The sequence below is a fragment of the Pilimelia terevasa genome, from assembly GCF_014647915.1.
In the GTDB taxonomy this organism is placed as follows: domain Bacteria; phylum Actinomycetota; class Actinomycetes; order Mycobacteriales; family Micromonosporaceae; genus Pilimelia; species Pilimelia terevasa.
In genome coordinates, this window is the sequence record NZ_BMQC01000003.1 from 353,894 (window position 1) to 370,327 (window position 16,434).

Annotated in this window: 10 protein-coding genes and 1 pseudogene; 4 read left to right on the forward strand and 7 right to left on the reverse strand. The window is 75.2% G+C overall.

All coding sequences use genetic code 11. The features are described 5' to 3' along the window. Positions 1-191: 191 nt before the first annotated feature. The 3 genes from IEY75_RS06830 to IEY75_RS06840 all read right to left on the reverse strand — a co-directional run bounded on the left by IEY75_RS06830 (position 192) and on the right by IEY75_RS06840 (position 5,332). Entirely contained in the window at positions 192-1,190 is a 999-nt protein-coding gene (locus tag IEY75_RS06830; protein WP_189113330.1) for a hypothetical protein, read from the reverse strand. Between the two features lie 392 nt (positions 1,191-1,582). Next, the gene (locus IEY75_RS06835; RefSeq protein ID WP_189113331.1) at positions 1,583-4,402 is read right to left on the reverse strand and encodes a hypothetical protein; all 2,820 of its coding nucleotides are present in this window, start codon (positions 4,400-4,402) and stop codon (positions 1,583-1,585) included. A gap of 201 nt (positions 4,403-4,603) precedes the next feature. Continuing rightward, complete coding sequence (locus IEY75_RS06840) at positions 4,604-5,332, reverse strand: hypothetical protein (protein ID WP_189113332.1); 729 nt, start codon at positions 5,330-5,332, stop codon at positions 4,604-4,606. A 216-nt stretch (positions 5,333-5,548) separates the two neighbouring features. On the opposite strand from IEY75_RS06840, the gene IEY75_RS06845 reads away from it, so the two are divergent. Together IEY75_RS06845 and IEY75_RS06850 are read left to right on the forward strand one after the other, a co-directional pair. Then, positions 5,549-7,270 (forward strand): S8 family serine peptidase, encoded by a 1,722-nt coding sequence (locus tag IEY75_RS06845; RefSeq protein WP_189113333.1) that lies wholly within the window; start codon positions 5,549-5,551, stop codon positions 7,268-7,270. Between the two features lie 181 nt (positions 7,271-7,451). Continuing rightward, positions 7,452-8,636, forward strand: coding sequence for an outer membrane protein assembly factor BamB family protein (locus IEY75_RS06850; RefSeq protein WP_189113334.1), 1,185 nt, complete (start codon positions 7,452-7,454; stop codon positions 8,634-8,636). A gap of 16 nt (positions 8,637-8,652) precedes the next feature. Here IEY75_RS06850 and IEY75_RS06855 read toward each other — a convergent pair whose 3' ends face one another. Further along, on the reverse strand, positions 8,653-10,953 hold the full coding sequence (locus tag IEY75_RS06855; protein WP_189113335.1) for a tetratricopeptide repeat protein: 2,301 nt from the start codon (positions 10,951-10,953) through the stop codon (positions 8,653-8,655). A 193-nt stretch (positions 10,954-11,146) separates the two neighbouring features. On the opposite strand from IEY75_RS06855, the gene IEY75_RS06860 reads away from it, so the two are divergent. After that, the gene (locus IEY75_RS06860) at positions 11,147-11,518 is read left to right on the forward strand and encodes a peptidase inhibitor family I36 protein (protein ID WP_189113336.1); all 372 of its coding nucleotides are present in this window, start codon (positions 11,147-11,149) and stop codon (positions 11,516-11,518) included. 169 nt (positions 11,519-11,687) lie between these two features. Beyond that, entirely contained in the window at positions 11,688-12,713 is a 1,026-nt protein-coding gene (locus tag IEY75_RS06865) for a serine hydrolase domain-containing protein (protein WP_189113337.1), read from the forward strand. Between the two features lie 267 nt (positions 12,714-12,980). Here IEY75_RS06865 and IEY75_RS06870 read toward each other — a convergent pair whose 3' ends face one another. From IEY75_RS06870 to IEY75_RS06880, 3 genes and pseudogenes are all read right to left on the reverse strand, one after another. Further along, positions 12,981-13,619: a DUF4360 domain-containing protein gene (locus tag IEY75_RS06870; protein WP_189113338.1), complete on the reverse strand. Its 639-nt coding sequence runs from the start codon at positions 13,617-13,619 to the stop codon at positions 12,981-12,983. A gap of 72 nt (positions 13,620-13,691) precedes the next feature. Further along, positions 13,692-14,891, reverse strand: coding sequence for a cytochrome P450 (locus IEY75_RS06875; protein WP_189113339.1), 1,200 nt, complete (start codon positions 14,889-14,891; stop codon positions 13,692-13,694). Between the two features lie 410 nt (positions 14,892-15,301). Further along, positions 15,302-16,432: pseudogene (locus tag IEY75_RS06880) on the reverse strand (carboxylate-amine ligase); the annotation flags it as partial. Between the last annotated feature and the right edge of the window lie 2 nt (positions 16,433-16,434).

Here is a 16,434-nt window from a genome sequence, read left to right on the forward strand (position 1 = left end):
TCGGGTGACCGGCGGGCCCCCGACCGGGGTACCTCCCAGCCGGGCCGGGTGGCGCGGTGCGGCGGCCACCGGCCGGAGCCGATGTTCCGGCAGCACCCGAGGAGGCCAGGCCGATGTGCGCGGCCTGGCCTCCTCGGGAACGCGGCGCCGACCACCCGCCCCCTGCCGCGGGTGAGTGGTCGGACCACCGGCTACTGGTGCATCGCCTTCCAGGCACGGGCGTTGTCGGCCCCGTGGTTGTTGCCCGCGTTCCGCTTGATCGCGGCCTTCTTCTCGTCACCGGCGTCGTTCCCGGCCTTGTTCCGGTCGTCGGCGTTGTCGTCGAAGTCCCCGGCCTTCGCCTGGGCCAGCGCGACACAGGCATTCACCAGCACCTGCTCGGCGTCGGCGATAGCCTGGGCGTCGTTGTTCCGGTCGTTGGCATTACGGTCGTTGGCATTACGGTCGTTGGCGTTGCGGTCGGCGTTGCGGTCGTTGGCGTTGCGGTCGTTCTGGTCCGCATTCCTGGCCTCGTCGACCTTGTCCGCCTGGTTCTTGTTCCGGGCGTCGTTGTTCTTCCGCTCGGCCTCGGCCTTGGCCTTGGCCCACTCCGCCTCCGCGGCCGCCTTCACGTCGTTCCGGGCCGCCTTCTGCGCCCTGGCGTTCCTGGCCGCATCGACCCGGTACTCCTTGCTGTTGCCATTCTGGACCTTGTTGTTGTCGTCGCCGCGACGGTCCTGGTTCTGGCGGTCCTGGTTCTGGCGATTCTGGACCTCGCGATTCTGCGCCTCGCGGTTCTGCGCCTCGCGGTTCTGCGCCTCGCGGTCCTGGGCCTGGCGGTCCTGGTCCCGGCGGTTCTCGTCGACATTGAGCTGGTCGTCGAACGCGTCCTGGACCGCGGCGATGAAGATGTCGCACGAGTCCGACAGGGCCTCGGCGGCGGCCCTCGCCAACTCCTCCGCGTTGGCGTCCTGCGGCGCCAGGACCCTCCCGTCGCACGCGACCGCCCCGTCGTTGAGCCGTACGTCGGCACAGTTCGAGACGTCGAAGTCCTGCCCGTTCAGGGACAGGATGTTGCTGCCTGCCTTGTTGACACTCGCATTCGCAAACTGCACTGTGGCTACGCCGCTCACGCCCAGCACACCGGCGACAACCGCCGCACTGATCACTCGGCGCTTGCCGCGCATGATCCGACTAAATGGCAGCTTCATCATTACTCCTCGTCGCTGGCGGGAACCATCCTCGCGTACGGGCTACTACGGGTGCGGCGTGCGGAGCGGTTCATTTATCGACGGAGTTCACCGTTCTCGGCGGCGCCACAACAATCGAAACCCGAGAAATCGGACGGATCCCGGATGTGTCCACTCACCACCGAGGACACCGCCCGGCACGCCTGCGCGAAGGGCAGGCAGATTGACGCTCACCAACGCTACTTACTGAGACATAATATAGATTGCCGGCTTTGTCCGCGATCACGGGTGCGGCCAGACACCCGCGGGCAGGAGAGCGCGAAACAGCGGCTCCGCGTCCGTCCGACCTGGTGGGTCGTCCGTCCACAGGCAGGACCAGCGGTCCGACCGGCTGCCGGCGCGCGGGCGGCGACTCAGCGGGCGGCGCGGGCGGCGCCCGGCGGCGGGCAGGTGACGGGTACCGGCTCGGGCCCGTCGGCCGGGTAGGCCGTACCTTGGCGCGCCACCTCCACCGCCAGGTCGGCGGCCGTGCCGGAGACCGCGGCCGCGGTCAGGTCGCGCAGGCAGACCAGTGAGGTCCGCCGGTTGCGGCTCACCCGGTCGGCGTCGAACCGGACCGGGCTGTTCACGCCGTAGGGCAGCGGCACCTGCTGCGTGCCGCCGTGCAGCACCGCCGCCATCCGCTCGGCCAGCGGCCCGGCCGCGGCGGTACCGGGCTGCGGCGGGTCCGCCCGCCAGGCGGCCCAGTGCAGCAGCCGGACCGCCTCGTACGACGTCGCCGCCCACCCGCCGGCCAGGTCGGTCAGCTCGTCGGCGCGCTCCCCGGCGCGCTCGGCGCCCGCGCACCGCTGGAGCGCCGCGATGTCGCGGCGGAACTGCAGCCGCGGCGCGACCCCCGTGCCCGCCGGCCCGGCGGTCGCCCCGGCGAACCGGTCGTCGAGCAGCCGCCGGCAGGACAGCAGGACGCTCTTGGTGGCCATCACCACGGCGAGGCCGGGCGGGGCGCTGGCGGCCAGGTCCCGGTCGGCGATGAACCGGGAGGTCGAGTCGTCGGCGACGAGCAGCGGGATCCGGCCGTTGCAGGTGTCCACCAGGTCCCAGGTGAAGTCGCGGAAGTCGGTGTACCGGCCGCCGAAGAACAGCACCTGGTTCGTCCCGCCGCAGAGGGCGGGCGTCATCGGGCCGTCGCGGCCGGGGCCCGGCGGCTCACCCGGGCGGGTCCACCGCCACTGCCGGAACCGCGGGCCGAACCGCCGGGCCAGCTCGTCGCGCAGCGTCATCACGTACGCGTCCCGGTTGTCGGGGTCCTCGGCCCCGGCGCGGTACACGTCCACCAGCCGGGCGCCGGGCGCGACCCGGTCGACGTAGCGGCGGACCAGTTCCGCCTGCATGCTGTTGGGGGCGATCATCTGGAAGAACCGCGGCAGGGTCTCGACCAGGTCCTCGGCGGTCATCGTGGGGCTGATCATCACGAAGCGGGCGGGGTCGAGCCGGGCGAGCGCCCGCTTGACCGGCTCCCGGCTGTCCAGGGTCACCACCCCGCCGCGGACCGTCGGGTCGGCGGCGAGCAGCGCGCCCAGCCTGGTCACGGTGTGGTCGACCAACCTGCTGGCCGCGCCCGCGTTGGCCACCGCCAGCCGCAGCAGCGGCCCGCCGGAGGGGCCGTCGTTGTTGGCGGCGAGCTGGACGGCGTACGCGCCGGCAAGATCCTCGGACTCCGCCACCTGCGAGGTCCGCGCGTCCCCGCTGGGCCTGGTCAGGGCCGTGAGCAGGACCAGCGTCAGCGGCCGCCGGCCGGGCTGCTCGCGGTGCAGCCGCTCGACCCGGCGGTTCTCGGCGTAGATCAACTTCTCGTACCGCGCCGACCGGCTCGCCGCCCCGCCGAACGGCGCCCCGCACAGCCGGTACCCGACCTCCTGCCCGTCCACGGTCACCACGTTCTCCCCGGACACGCCGGGGCGGCAGGCCCACACCAGCGACCGGTACGCGACCACGCCCGTGCCGGCCAGCAGGCCCGCGCCGAGCGCCGCGGCCAGCAGCCGGTTCCGGGCGCGCTCGGCCCGCCGCGGCGGGCGGGCGACCGGCCCCGCGGTCGCCGCCGCCAGGCCGGCGACCGCGGCGGCGTCCAGGGTGAGCGCCCACGGGCGGGTGGCGTCGGCGCCGCCGGCCCACGGCGCCCGGTACGCCTCCCACTGCGCCAGGGGCCGGTACCGGGCGTCCGGGTGGGGCCGGTCGGTGACGACGACCAGCGCCCGCGCGTCGGCGCTGGCCGCGTGGCCGCCGAGCAGCGCCGCCGCCGCGGGCCCGCCGGCCCGGTCGCCGAGCACCAGCACCGGGTACGCCGTGCGCCAGTTCCCCCACCAGCGCCGGCCGTGGGCCGCCCGCAGGTCGGCCAGGAACGCGGCCACCAGGACCCGGTCCCGGCGCAGCCGGGCCGCGGCGGGGTCGCGCGCCGACGCCACCGCGTCGGCGGTCCAGGTGGTCGCCTCGGCGAGCACCCCGGCGCCGCGCTCGACGCCGACGCCGCGGCGGCCGAGCCGGCGCAGCCGCCAGCGCGGGCCGACGACCGCCCACAGCCGGCGCGCGGCCAGCCCGAGCACCACGCACAGCAAAGCCACGCCCAGGGCGTACAGGGCGGTGGACAGCCGGGTGCCGCCGGCCTGGCCGGCGGAGAGCGCGGCGACCGTACCGGCGGCGGTCAGCATCGACACCATCGGCTCGGTGGCCCGCGGCGCCCCGGTGTTCGGCGGGCCGATCGCCGCCCGGACCGCGGCGGCGCGCCGGTCCACGCCCGCGGCGGTCAGCCGCAGGTCGGCGATCGCCACGACGTCGCGGTACCGCGGGAAGGGCAGCGGCCGCCAGCCCGAGCCCGGCCGTTCGAGCTGCGCGACGGCCGCGTCGAGCAGCCCGCGCACCTCGGGGTGCGCGGCGGCGTCGACGACGGCGTGCGCGACGCGCGGGGCCGCGGCGTCGAGCAGCGCCCCGACCGCGCCGACCAGGTCGGCCGACCCGGGCGGCGCGGTCGCCAGCGCGACGACCGGCCGCGCCAGCCGGCGGCGCCGGTCCACCGCCGTGACCGCGGTGAGCAGGGCGGCGAGCGGGTGCGGTGGCTCGCCGGCCGGCCCGCCGCCGGCCCGGGGCGCCGGGACGCCGCCGGGGTGCGCGCCCGCGGCGCCGGGCGCGGGGGGCGGCGCGCCGGCGGCGACCCAGCGCCGCCGTACCGATCCGGTCATGGCTCTCCCACCCCCACGGGTCAACGCGGCCGCGACCCCACTGTCACGGGAGGACGACTCGCGACGACACTCGGTGATCTGTCGGATATCCGACAGATGGGCGGGTAGACGTCCCGTTGGGCCGCGGTCGGCCGGCCGCTCGACCAGCGGACTCGGGCGGCGTGGCGGGCGTGGTGCCGGTCCGCGCGTCGCGCGGACCGGCTAGCGGCGCTGCTGGGCACCGTAGGCCGCGGCGATGTCCGGCGTGCCCCGGGCCACCATGCGGAAGTAGCGGTACCGCGGCGCGTGCCACCGGAACCGGGGCGTCGCGCCCGCGTCGTCGGTGCGGTACGTCGACAGCGTCACCCAGGTACCGCGCACGGTCGGCCGCGACTGGAGCACGACGGTGGCGGCGCGCCAGGGCGCGAACCGGTGCGCGGTGCGGCTGTAGGCCCGCGCGACCCCGCGGGTCGTCACGTACCGGCCGGACCGGACGGCGCTCAGCGCCACGCCGGCCCTGCGGTGGAGGGTGAAGGAGGTGTCGGCCTGCGGCCTGGGGAGTCCGGTGTCCTCGTCCACGAGTCCGGTCCCCCGGACCCGGTACACCCCGGAGGGGTCGGTGTCGCGGAAGGTCAGCCGCATCGGCGCGCCGTCGGCGTCGAGGACCTCGTGCCGGAGCGGGATGACGCGCGCGCCGGGCGGGCCGGTGATCTCCCAGGTGACGCGGTAGTGGTTCATCGGTACGCCGCAGACGGCCCGGGCCATCGAGTGCGCCGCCTCGACGGTGCGGCCGTCCACCTGGACGTCGGCCACGTACAGGCGCGCCGCGCAGTCCGGTGCGGCTGCGGTCGCGGGCACGGCGGGCGCGGCGGGCGCGGCGGGCGCGACGCCGGCCAGGGCCAGGGCCAGGGCCAGGGCGCCCACCGACCGGTGCGGCAACGACGTTGTCATGGGTCACCCCCCACGGGCCGCGGCTGCGACGAATCTGCTGATTAATTGTGCTATTTGATGGTACGCGTAGTGGGACGCTTTTCCTGACGGCGACCCGGAAAAAGACGGTCCGTCCCGGCCCAGCCCGGCCGCGTGAACGTCACCGACTATTCGTGGGTTGGCCAATCACCCCTCATGCGATTGGATGCGTAGGTCTATTCAGGAGAGGACACCCCTGTGAATCCACGATTCACCGCCGTCTTTCCGACCGCGGCCGCGGCCGCGGCGGTCCTTGTGACGGCGTCCGTGCTGCCCGCGACGGGCGCCCCGCGCGCCGAGGCGCTCACCACACCCACCACCTTCACCGTCGTCACCGAGGACGGCGTCCCCGCCGACCGGGCCGTTTCCGAGATCACCGCTGCCGGCGGCGCGGTGGTCGGCCACAACAGCCGGGCGGGCACGTTCCAGGTGACCACCCGCCGGTCGGACTTCTCCCGGCGGGCGTTCGCCGCCCGCTCCCTGCTGGCGGCCGTGCCGCAGCGGGTCGTCGGCGTCGCCCCGGCCGTCCGCAAGGTCGACCCGGTGGAGGCGCTGGCCGCCGCCGGGCGCGGCGCGGCCCGCACCGCCGGCCGCCCGGCCGCGGCCCGGGGACCGCTGCGGGCCGACCCGCTGGACCACCGCCTGTGGGGCCTGAAAATGGTCCGCTCCGACCTGGCCCGGGCGAAGGAGCCCGGCACCCACGAGGTGACCGTCGGCGTCATGGACACCGGCCTGGACGCCAGCCAGCCGGACCTCGCGCCGAACTTCAACGCCGACCTGTCCCGCAACTTCGCCCCGGACATCGAGGCCATCGACGGCCCGTGCGAGGTCCGCGGCTGCGTCGACCCGGTGGGCACCGACGACGGCGGGCACGGCACCCACGTGGCCGGCTCGATCGGCGCGGCCGCCAACGGCTTCGGCCTCTCCGGCGTCGCCCCGAACGTCAGCCTGGTGGAGCTGAAGGCCGGCCAGGACTCCGGCTTCTTCTTCCTCGACGCGGTCGTCAACGCGCTCACCTACGCCGGTGACGCCGGCATCGACGTGGTGAACATGTCGTTCTACGTCGACCCGTGGGCGTTCAACTGCGCCAGCAACCCGGCGGACACCCCCGAGCAGCAGGCACAGCAGCGCGCCACGGTCAAGGCGATGACGCGGGCGCTGAACTACGCCCACAAGGCCGGCGTCACGCTGCTGGCCGCGCTCGGCAACGCGCACACCGACCTGGGCCACCCCGGCCGGGACACCACCAGCCCGAACTACCCGGCCAACACCGCGCACCCCCGCGAGATCGACAACGCCACCTGCGTCGACCTGCCCGTCGAGGGCGCGCACGTCATCGGCACGTCCTCGCTCGGCCCGTCGTCGCACAAGTCCGACTACTCCAACTACGGCGTCGAGCAGATCGGCATCTCGGCCCCGGGCGGCTTCCGCCGCGACTACCCGGGCACCGCCGACCAGGACGCGCCGGAGAACCTGATCCTCTCGACGTACCCGCGGAAGGTGCTGCTGGAGGCGAAGAAGATCGACGCCGACGGCAACGTCACCCCCGGCAACGAGACGACGGTGTTCAAGCAGTGCCCGGCCCAGGGTCCGTGCGGCTACTACACCTACCTGCAGGGGACGTCGATGGCCGCGCCGTACGCCAGCGGCGTCGCAGCGCTGATCGTCGCCGCCCACGGCTCCCGCGACGGCGGCCGCGGCCTGACCCTCGCCCCGGCGAAGGTCGAGCAGCACCTGTACCGGACCGCGCAGGCCCGCCCCTGCCCGCCCGGCGGCACGATGACCTACCCGCAGAAGGACGGCACCTCCTACACGGCCACCTGCGAGGGCACGGAGAACTTCAACGGCTTCTACGGCTACGGCATCGTCGATGCGTACGCCGCGGTCACGAAGGCACTCAAGCCCGGCGAGAAGCCGTAACCCGCACGGCCCGGCGGTCGGCCGCGCGCTGAACCGCCGGGCCGTCGGGCCCGCGGCGCGGCGGCCGCCTGCGACGCTGTCCTTTCCGGACATTGCCCGGGCGCGGTGCCGTGCGCGACGATGGCGGCTGTCGGGAGCTTCGCCGACTGTCGAGGGGCGGTGGCGCGTGCCAGGGTTCCGGGTGAGCCGCCGGGAGGTGTTGCGGGGCGCCGGCGCCCTGGCCGGCCTGACGTGGGGCGGCGTGCGCGTGCCGCGCCCGCGGCCGACCGGCGGGCCGCGGCCGCGGCGGTGCGACGAGCTGTGGTCGCTGCCGCTGCCGGAGCCGACCAGTCTGCGGCCGGTCCTGGCCGGCGGCCGGGTCTACGTGGGGGTGCGGGAGGAGTTCCTGGCGCTCGACGCCGGTACCGGCCGGCGGGTCTGGCAGCAGCCCCTGCCGCGGACCACCCGGGGCGGGTGGACAGCGGTCGCCGCGGGGCACGTGGCCCTCATGCACTGGCACAGCTCGGGCGGCAAGCCGAAGCGGCCGCTGACCTACCTGCGGATCCTGGACCCGCCCGCGGGCACCGTCCGCTGGGAACAGCGCGTCTACCGGACCAGGAGCGCCTCGCAGCGCCGGGTGGGGGTCTTCGGCGCGCACGCGGTCACGACGATCTGTACGGGACCGGACGCGTACCGCGTGAGCGCTTACCGGCTGGCCGACGGCACCCGCGACTGGTCCTCGGGCCGGCACGCCCTGCCCGGGGGTCCCCCGGCGCCCGGCCCGGCCCGGCTGCTGCTGGCGGCGGTACCGGAGGGCCGGACAGCCGTACTCCTGGACCTGGCCACCGGCCGGCCCTCCTGGGTCCGGCGGGACCTGGCCCTGACCGAGCGCGGCGCGGCCGTCGACCTCGGTACCCACCTGTTCGCCACCACCCGGCCCGCCGCCGTCCCCACCGCCGCCGCCGTACCGGCGGTGACCCGCCTGGACGCCGCCACCGGCGCCACCGGCTGGCAGGTCGGCTTCGGCGGTGCCGCCGTCGACGTCCTGGCCGCGGCCGGAGGGCAGGTCCACATCGGCGTCCGCGGGCAGGGCCTGCACACGCGCGACGCGGGAACGGGTGGGCCCCGCTGGCACTGGCCGCTGCCGCCGGGCGACCTCTCGCTGGAGCAGCTCGCCGTCGGTGCCGGCCGGGTCTGCGTGCTCAGCGCGCCCCCGGGGGGCCGCCCCGCGACGCTGCACATCCTCGACGCCACCACCGGCGCGCCCTGCGCCGCGCCGTTCCCGGACGTGCACCAGGGCATCGCCGCCGACGACGCCACGCTGGTGTTCCAGACTGACGACCCGCAGACCGGGGCCACCCGGCTGCTGGCGGTCGCGCTGGCGTAGCCGTGGTGGGGGTCGGTCAGGGCGTGTGCCCCAGCTCGCCCAGCCGCTGACGCAGACCGTCGCGCTCGGGGCTGCGCAGCTCCGTGAAGACCTCCAGCGCGTCCCCCCACGCCTGCCGCGCCAGCGCGGTGCGGCCGGCGGCCCGGTGGGTCTCGCCGAGGTGGGTCAGCGTGAGCGCCAGGTAGTACCGGTGGCCGAGGACGCGGTACAGCCGCAGCGCCTCGTGGTAGCACCGGACGGCCCCGGTCAGGTCGCCGAGGTGGTGCAGGGCGAAGCCGATGCTGTCCCAGGCGTCGGCGGCGCCGTCGTCGTCCCCGATCTCGGTCATCAGGCCCAGCGCCCGCCGGCAGTGGGCCTCCGCCTCCGCGTGGTCCCCGAGCAGGGCGTGCAGCCAGCCGAGCCCGTTGAGGATGCGGCCCTGGAGGTACCTGTTGCCGGCCGACGTGGCCAGGCGCAGCGCGAGGCGGGCGTGCGGCAGGGAGCGCGCCGGGTCGTCCCGCTCGTACGTGATGCCGATGACCTGCTGGGTCCGGGCCGCCGCGCCGGTGTCGCCGAGGCCGCGGAACAGCGCGTACGCGGACTCCAGGTGCTGCCGCGCCTCCTGCGCGTCCAGGTGGACCAGCACCCGGCCGAGAAGCTGGTGGGTGTGGGCCTGCCCGGCGTCGCTGCCCAGCCGCCGGGCGGCCCCCAGCGCGCCGTGCAGCAGGTCCGCCGCCTCGTGCCACCGCCCCTGGCGGTGCAGGTAGGGGTGAACGGTGTACGCGAGTTGCCACGCGTGGGTGTCGAATCCCGACTCGGCGGCGAGCCGGCTCGCCGCGAGCAGCGCCCCCTTCTCGGCGGCGAACCAGGCGAGCGCGTCGTCCTGGTCCCGCACCGCGATCCGCGCCGTGCCCGCGGCGGCCGGGTCGGGGGTGATCGGATCGTGGTGCGGTGCGAGCCGGGTGGCCGCGGCCCGCCCGGTGTGCAGGTAGAAGTCGAGCATCCGCCGGACCGCGGCGCGCCGCTGCGCCGGGGAGTCGACCCGGCCGGCGAGCTCCCCCGCGTAGCTGCGCATGAGGTCGTGCAGGACGAACCGCCCCGGCCCGGCCTCGGTGACCAGGTTGCCGTCGGCGAGCCGGGCGCACCACCGCCGGACCTCGTCCACCGGTCGGCCGGCCAGGCTGGCGGCGGCCGCGGCGTCGATGTCCGGCCCCGGGTGCAGGCCGAGGAGCCGGAAGAGCGCGGCGTCCTCCGACAGTTGCCGGTACGACCAGGAGAAGACGGTCCGCACGTCGCTGACGGCGTCGCCGCCGTCCAGGGGGCCGAGCTGGTCGTCGGCGGCGTCGAGTTCGGCGACGATGCTGCTGAGCGGGAAGGCCGGCCGCAGCGCGGCGCGGGCGGCGACGACCGCGAGCGCCAGCGGCAGCCGCGCGCAGCGGTCGATCAGGGCGTCGGCCGCGGCGCTCTCGGCCGCCACCCGCGGCGCGCCCAGCCGGCCGGCCAGCAGCGCCCGCGCCTCGTCGAGGCTGGGCAGATCCAGCAGAACGGGCACCGCGCCCTCGGTCACGACCAGGCTCGTGAGCTGCCGTCGGCTGGTGACCAGTACCAGGCAGTCCGGGTTGCCCGGGACCAGCGGCCGCACCTGGTCGGCGTCGCGGGCGTTGTCCACCACCACGAGGACCCGCCGGCCCGCCAGGGCGCTGCGGTAACAGGCGGCCTGGCCGGCCAGGTCAGCCGGGATGCGCCGCTCCGGCACCTCCAGCGCGTGGAGGAACCCGCGGATCGCCTCACCGGCGGTGACGGCGGCCCGGCCCGGCCCGAAGCCGTGCAGGTTGACGAAAAGCTGCCCGTCGGGGAACCGGTCGGCGACCTGGTGCGCCCAGTGGACCGCCAGGGTGCTCTTGCCGACACCGGCGGTTCCCGAGATCACGATCGTGCCGGGCCGGCTGTCCAGACGGGCGGTCAGGTACCTCAGGTAGGCGCCGCGCCCGGCGAACACCGGGACCGCCAGGGGCAGTCCGCGCGGTACCCGCGCCGCCGCCGCGCCGGCCGGGGCCGCGGCCGGCGGCGCGGCGGGCGAGGCCGCGGCGGGCGGGGTCGCGGCGGCCGGTGCGGCCGGGGTGCCGCGGCCCGCGGCCAGCGCGGCGTACCGGCGGCGCTCCTGGTCGGACAGCTCCAGCGCCTCGGCCAGCAGGCGCACGGTGCTCGGTCGCGGTGCCCCGCTGCGGCCGGTCTCGATGGCGCGGATGGCGCGGGAGCTGAGGCCGGCGCGTGCGGCCAGCTCCTCCTGGGAGAGCGCGAGCCTCCTGCGGTAGTCGCGGGTCAGCTCCCCGAACAAGGCTCCCCCTTCGCCTGCTGCCGGCCGACCGGGGCCGGCAGGTTCCGCGAGCCGGCCCTGCGGCGAACCTGACTTCCTGTGAACGTCCGGTCGACAGCCTGTCTGCGTGACAGACCGTATCGGAGGATGAAGCGCAGCACCGTCCGGTGAGATGCGATCCACACGGACCACATTCGACAGTATGGAGATGTTGATGCGCACCGTTCTCAAGGCCGCCGCGGCGGCCCTCGCCACACTCGTTGCCGGCGCCGCCCTGCAGGTCACCACCACCGGCGCCGCCCAGGCGGAGTGGAAGGACTGCCCCGACCGCTACGTCTGCCTCTGGGGGGACGGCAACTACGCCGGCCGGTACCGCTTCCAGCCGGAGCACGACCTCTTCGTCTCGAACATCGGCCCGGCCATGAACGACCTGACCACGTCGATCTGGAACCGGACCGGGCGCAAGGTCTGCTTCTACAACGACATCAACTACCAGGGCCAGCTCCTCTGCCTGGACGGCGGCGGTTCGACCGCCAACGTCGGCGCGGGCGCCAACGACCGGATCAGCTCCTTCCAGCCGTTCTGACCGTTCGGTACCCGCCTGCGCGGCGCCGCCGGGTGGTCCTGCCACGGAGCAGGGCCACCCGGCCGGGTCCCGGTACCCGACGCGCGCGGGGCGGTTGGCGCGGGTGCGGGTGCCTGATACGTTCGCCTGCACATCGCGTCGGCGGTGGTAGGGCGGAAGGGGCGCTGCGGTGGCGGAGTTCTACCTCGACAACGGGCCGCAGACGTTCCGCGGCGACCCGGACGCCGGCTGGGATAACGGTGCCCGCTACGCCGCCCCCGGCGTGGACGTGCAGTCGCTGGACGAGTCCGCGGACTGGTTCCACGGCGTGAAGAACGCGCGCAGCCTCATCGTGCTGCGCGGCGGCCGCATCGCCTACGAGCGCTACTTCCACGGCAGCGGACCGCAGCAGAGCAACAACGTGCACTCCGCGTCCAAGAGCATCCTGCAGGCGGTCTACGGCATCGCCGTGGGGCGCGGCGACCTCCCCGGCTACGACATCCCCATCGGCCACTACCTGCCCGCCGCCGTCGCGGCCGGCGGCGCCAAGGCCGCCATCACGATCCGCCAGTTGCTGCTGATGCGCTCCGGCCTGCAGTGGTCGGAGGACGAGACCGAGTACGCCATCGAGAACGAGGAGAACTGGATCGAGGCGATCCTCGGCCAGCCGCTGGCCGCCACGCCGGGCTCCCGTTTCCACTACAGCACCGGCGACACCCACCTGCTGTCGGCGGTCCTGCAGGCCGCCACGGGCGCCACGCTCGAACAGTACGCGTCGGCCCACCTGTTCACCCCGCTGGGAATCAGCCACCAGGGGTGGGGCTGCGACCCGCAGGGCATCGCCTCCGGCGGCTGCAATCTCTTCCTGCCGGCCCGCGCGCTGGCCCGCTTCGGGGAGCTGTACCTGCGCAACGGCGTCTGGAACGGGCGGCAGCTCGTGCCCGCCGAGGCCGTCGCGTTCTCCCGCACCTACTCCGGGCACAAGGAGAGCGACCCGCGGTACCAGTACGGCGCGCTGTGGTGGCTGGCCACCGTCCAGGGGCACCCGGTGCAGTTCGCGTGGGGCTGGGGCGGCCAGTACGTCGCCGTCGTTCCCAGTCTCGACCTGGTGTTCAGCTCCACCCAGGACACCACCGGCAAGCCGAAGAAGGTGGAGGCGCGCGAGCTGGACCTCCTCGCCTTCCTCGACGAGGACATCCTGCCCGCCGTCACGTGATCCGACGACCGCCCCGCCGCCGGCCGGTCGGCCGGGGCGGCGCCGCGCCGAGGAGGAGATTTCCGGGCTGTCGAGGGAGACGCCCACGGGCCTGGACCTGGCGGGGCTGCCGCGGCACACCCGGCTGCACCTCGGCGCGCGCGCCGTCGTGCGCGTCACGGGCCTGCGCAGTCCGTGCCGGCAGGTCAACGGCTTCCGGACGGGCCTACTTGAGGTCGTCGTCTCCCGCGCCGCCGACGAGGCCCGGCGACGGGCGAGAAGGCTTGCTCAGCAGCGCTTCCAGCCCAGGTTGACGATCATCGCGTCCATCGTCACCTCGCTCAGTGAGGCACGGTCGGCCTTGCTCGCATCGACCTGGATCCGCGAGTTGACGTTCAGCCCCCGGGCCTTTCCGCACTCGGACCAGTTCGGCGCCGCGGCCGTGTTGGCGTGGTGGTACGTGCCGGTGTACGGGCCGTCCGTCACGGTGGTGAACCCGTCGGTCTGGGTCATGCCGGCGAAGTAGTACGTGTCGTGGCGCCGGGTGCTGGCGGCCTGGTCGACGTCGGCGAAGCCGATGCCGTCCACCCCGGTCAGCGCGAAGGTCCAGCCCGGGGAGTAGGCCAACGTAAACCCGACCTGGCAGTTCCTGTTGGCTCTGGGCACCCAGACGCGGGGAGCGTTGTCCCTCGGGACCAGCCCGGCCTGGGTGTGGAAGCCGGAGAACTCCACGGTGAGCCGCCGACCCCCGTTCTCCAGGTGTACCAGCGGGTCGTCGCCCCTCGTGCAACCCGAGCCGTTGAAGGTGAGCCCCGTGATCTTCACCTTCGGTGAGTCGTCCGCCGCCGCGGCCCGGGCGGGCGACGCGGGTACCGCGAGCGCGAGGAGCACGGCCGTGCCGAGGGCGGTGTACCGGATCGCATTCATCGGTCTCTCCTTCGCCGATGTGGACACGACAGCGCGGCGCTGTCGTCGGGCAGGCACCTTGCCGGGAGCGCGCTACCAGGCGACCGGCAGGCGGAGCGGGCCGCGGACCAGGTTGTCCGTCCGCCAGCGAAGCTCGGCGTCGGGGACGGCCAGGCGCAGTCCCGGGAACTCCCGCAGCAGCGCCCCCAGGCCCACCTCCAGCTCCATGACGGCGAGCTGGGCGCCGAGGCAGTAGTGCGGGCCGAAGCCGAAGGTCAGGTGGGGGTTCGCGGCGCGGTCAAGGTCCAGCCGGTCGGCGTCGGCGAAGACGGCGGAGTCGAAGTTCGCCGCGCCCACGACCGGGAAGACGGTCTCGCCGGCGCGGACCACCGTGCCGGCCAGCTCCACGTCCTCCACGGCCACCCGGGGCATCGTCTCCGGGCCGCCGATCGGCACGTACCGCAGCAGTTCGTGCACCGCGGTCGGCACCAGCTCGGGCCTGGTCGCCAGGTCCGCCCACTCCCCGCGGGTGAGCAGCGCGTGGACGTGGTTGGCGATGGCGGTGGCGGTCGTCTCGTGGCCGGCGACCAGGATCGTCACGCCGAGGGTGACGAGTTCGTGCTCGGTCAGCGGGGCGTCCTCCCCGGTGCCGGCCCGGATGATGTCCGAGAGCAGGTCGTCGCGGGGCTCGGCGCGGCGGGCGGCGACGTGCTCCCGGAGGAACGCGTCCAGGTGGGCGGTGGCCTGGCCGACCTCCTCCGCGGAGGCCGCGCCGCCGCCGAACATCTTCTCGGAGAAGTCCCGGAACAGGTGCCACTGGGCGAACGGCACCCCGAGCAGCTCGCAGATCACGGTCACCGGCAGCGGCGCGGAGAAGTGCTCCACCAGGTCGACGGGCGGGCCGGCGGACCGCATCCCGCCGATCAGCTCCTCGACGATCTGGGTGGTGCGCGGCCGCAGGCGCTGGGCGGCCTTGCGGGAGAACGCTCCGGCGACCAGCCGGCGGACGCGGCTGTGGTCCGGCGGGTCCATCGCCATGAGGTTGCCGGCCTGGGTGCGCCACTGGGTGGTCCGCGGAATGTCGGCGTCGACAGTGGCGGCCCGGCTGAACCGGGAGTCGCCGAGCACCGTCTTCACGTCCTCGTGCCGGCTCACCAGCCAGCCCTCGCCGCCGTACGGCAGTCGCGCCCGCTGGACCGGACACTGCGCGCGCAGCCGGTCGAACTCCGCCGGAACGCCGGGCCTGCCGTCGTCGGGGAACGGGTAGGCCAGCGCGTCGGCCGGGCCGCTCATGCGGTCACTCCCGCCGCGCGGAGCAGGTCGCCCCGCCCTCCGGGCAGCGGCAGCGCTCCGGGGACGGCGCGGGCGGCGGAGGTTTCCCGGCCGGCCACGCGGATCGACCCCGGCGGTCGCGGGCGGAGCGGGCAGGTAGCGGACGTCGAGTCACCTGAGTAGACCACGCACCCATTGTCCACACGGTTGCCCCGTACGTCGATGCCTGGAGCCGGACCGGCCCGCCCCGCCGGCACCGCCGGCCGCGGGGGCTGGCCGGCGCCCGCACCCCGGCGCGCCGCGGCGGGACCCGGCCCGGGACGTCCCCCGTACCGGCATCAGGCTCTCGGCCTGTCGCACTCCCGGACCATCCGGTCGGGGGTCGGCGCCGCAGTGTCGTCGACGGCCGCGCGCGGCCGGGCGTCCGACACGGTCTGCCCGGCCAGGTCCGCCAGGACGGCGTGGAGGTCGCCGGTCCCGCGGTGGACGTGGCGCTGGCGCGCCGCCCCCGTGCCCTCCCGGCACAGCCGGGCCAGGCCGCTGACCGTCCGGTCGAGGTCACCGTGGCGGTCCAGGGCGGGCGCGACCGTCAGCAGCAGCTCGTCGACCAGGTCCCAGGCCGGTCGCGGCACGCCGTGCCGGAGGTCGACCAGCGTTCCGGCCATTCCCTCGTGCGCCGCGTGCCAGTGGGCCGCGGCCACCAGGCAGTCGCGGGTGCGCGGCGCGGCCCGGCCGGCGCGGATGTCGCCGAGGACGGTGGCCACGAGCGCCCGGACCAGCGCGGCGACCACCACCGTGTCCGCCGCGGTCGGGCAGACGTCGCCGACGCGGACCTCCACGGTCGGGTACCGCGGCGACGGGCGGGCGTACCAGTAGACCATCGACGGATCCAGGATCACCCCCGAGGTGATCATGGCGGCGACCGTGTCGTCGTAGTCGGCCGCCGAGGCGAAGACCGGGGTCGGCCCCGCGCTCGGCCACCGGTCGAGCTGTACGGAGCGCCAGCTCGCGTAGCCGGTGTCGCGGCCCGCGTACAGCGGCGAGTTCGCCGTCAGGGCCTGGACGACCGGCAGCCAGTCGCGCAGGTGGTGGCAGACCCGGACGGCCAGGTCGCGGTCGGGGACGCCCACGTGGACGTGGCAGCCGCAGACCGCCGGGTCGGACGCGACCGCCCCGTACCGCCGCGCTATCGCCCGGTACCGCGGCTGGTCGGGCACCGACCGGTCCGGCTCCGCGACCGGCGTGGCACCCACCGCCACCAGCCGCGCGCCGGCCTCGGCCGCGACCGCCGCCGCGGCCCGGCGCAGCCCGCCGAGCTGGCCGTGCAGGTCCGACAGGTCGGTACAGACGAGGCTCACCAGCTCCACCATGCTGCGCCGGAACTCCAGCCGGCTCTGTGCCCGCAGGCGGGCGGGGAGCGCGGCGACGACCGCGTCGGCGACCGGCAGATTCTCGCCGGTACCGAGGTCCAGCAGCAGGAACTCCTCCTCCACGCCCAGGGTCAACACGTCCGCGGCGGCGGCGCGGTCGGCCACGGCCGCCGAACCAGAGTCGATGTGCATGG

Coding starts and splice junctions, on each gene's coding strand:
- IEY75_RS06860 (WP_189113336.1), top strand. CDS start 11,147: ATGCGCACCGTTCTCAAGGCCGCCGCGGCGGCCCTCGCCACACTCGTT.
- IEY75_RS06870 (WP_189113338.1), bottom strand. CDS start 13,619: ATGAATGCGATCCGGTACACCGCCCTCGGCACGGCCGTGCTCCTCGCG.
- IEY75_RS06875 (WP_189113339.1), bottom strand. CDS start 14,891: ATGAGCGGCCCGGCCGACGCGCTGGCCTACCCGTTCCCCGACGACGGC.
- IEY75_RS06830 (WP_189113330.1), bottom strand. CDS start 1,190: ATGAAGCTGCCATTTAGTCGGATCATGCGCGGCAAGCGCCGAGTGATC.
- IEY75_RS06835 (WP_189113331.1), bottom strand. CDS start 4,402: ATGACCGGATCGGTACGGCGGCGCTGGGTCGCCGCCGGCGCGCCGCCC.
- IEY75_RS06840 (WP_189113332.1), bottom strand. CDS start 5,332: ATGACAACGTCGTTGCCGCACCGGTCGGTGGGCGCCCTGGCCCTGGCC.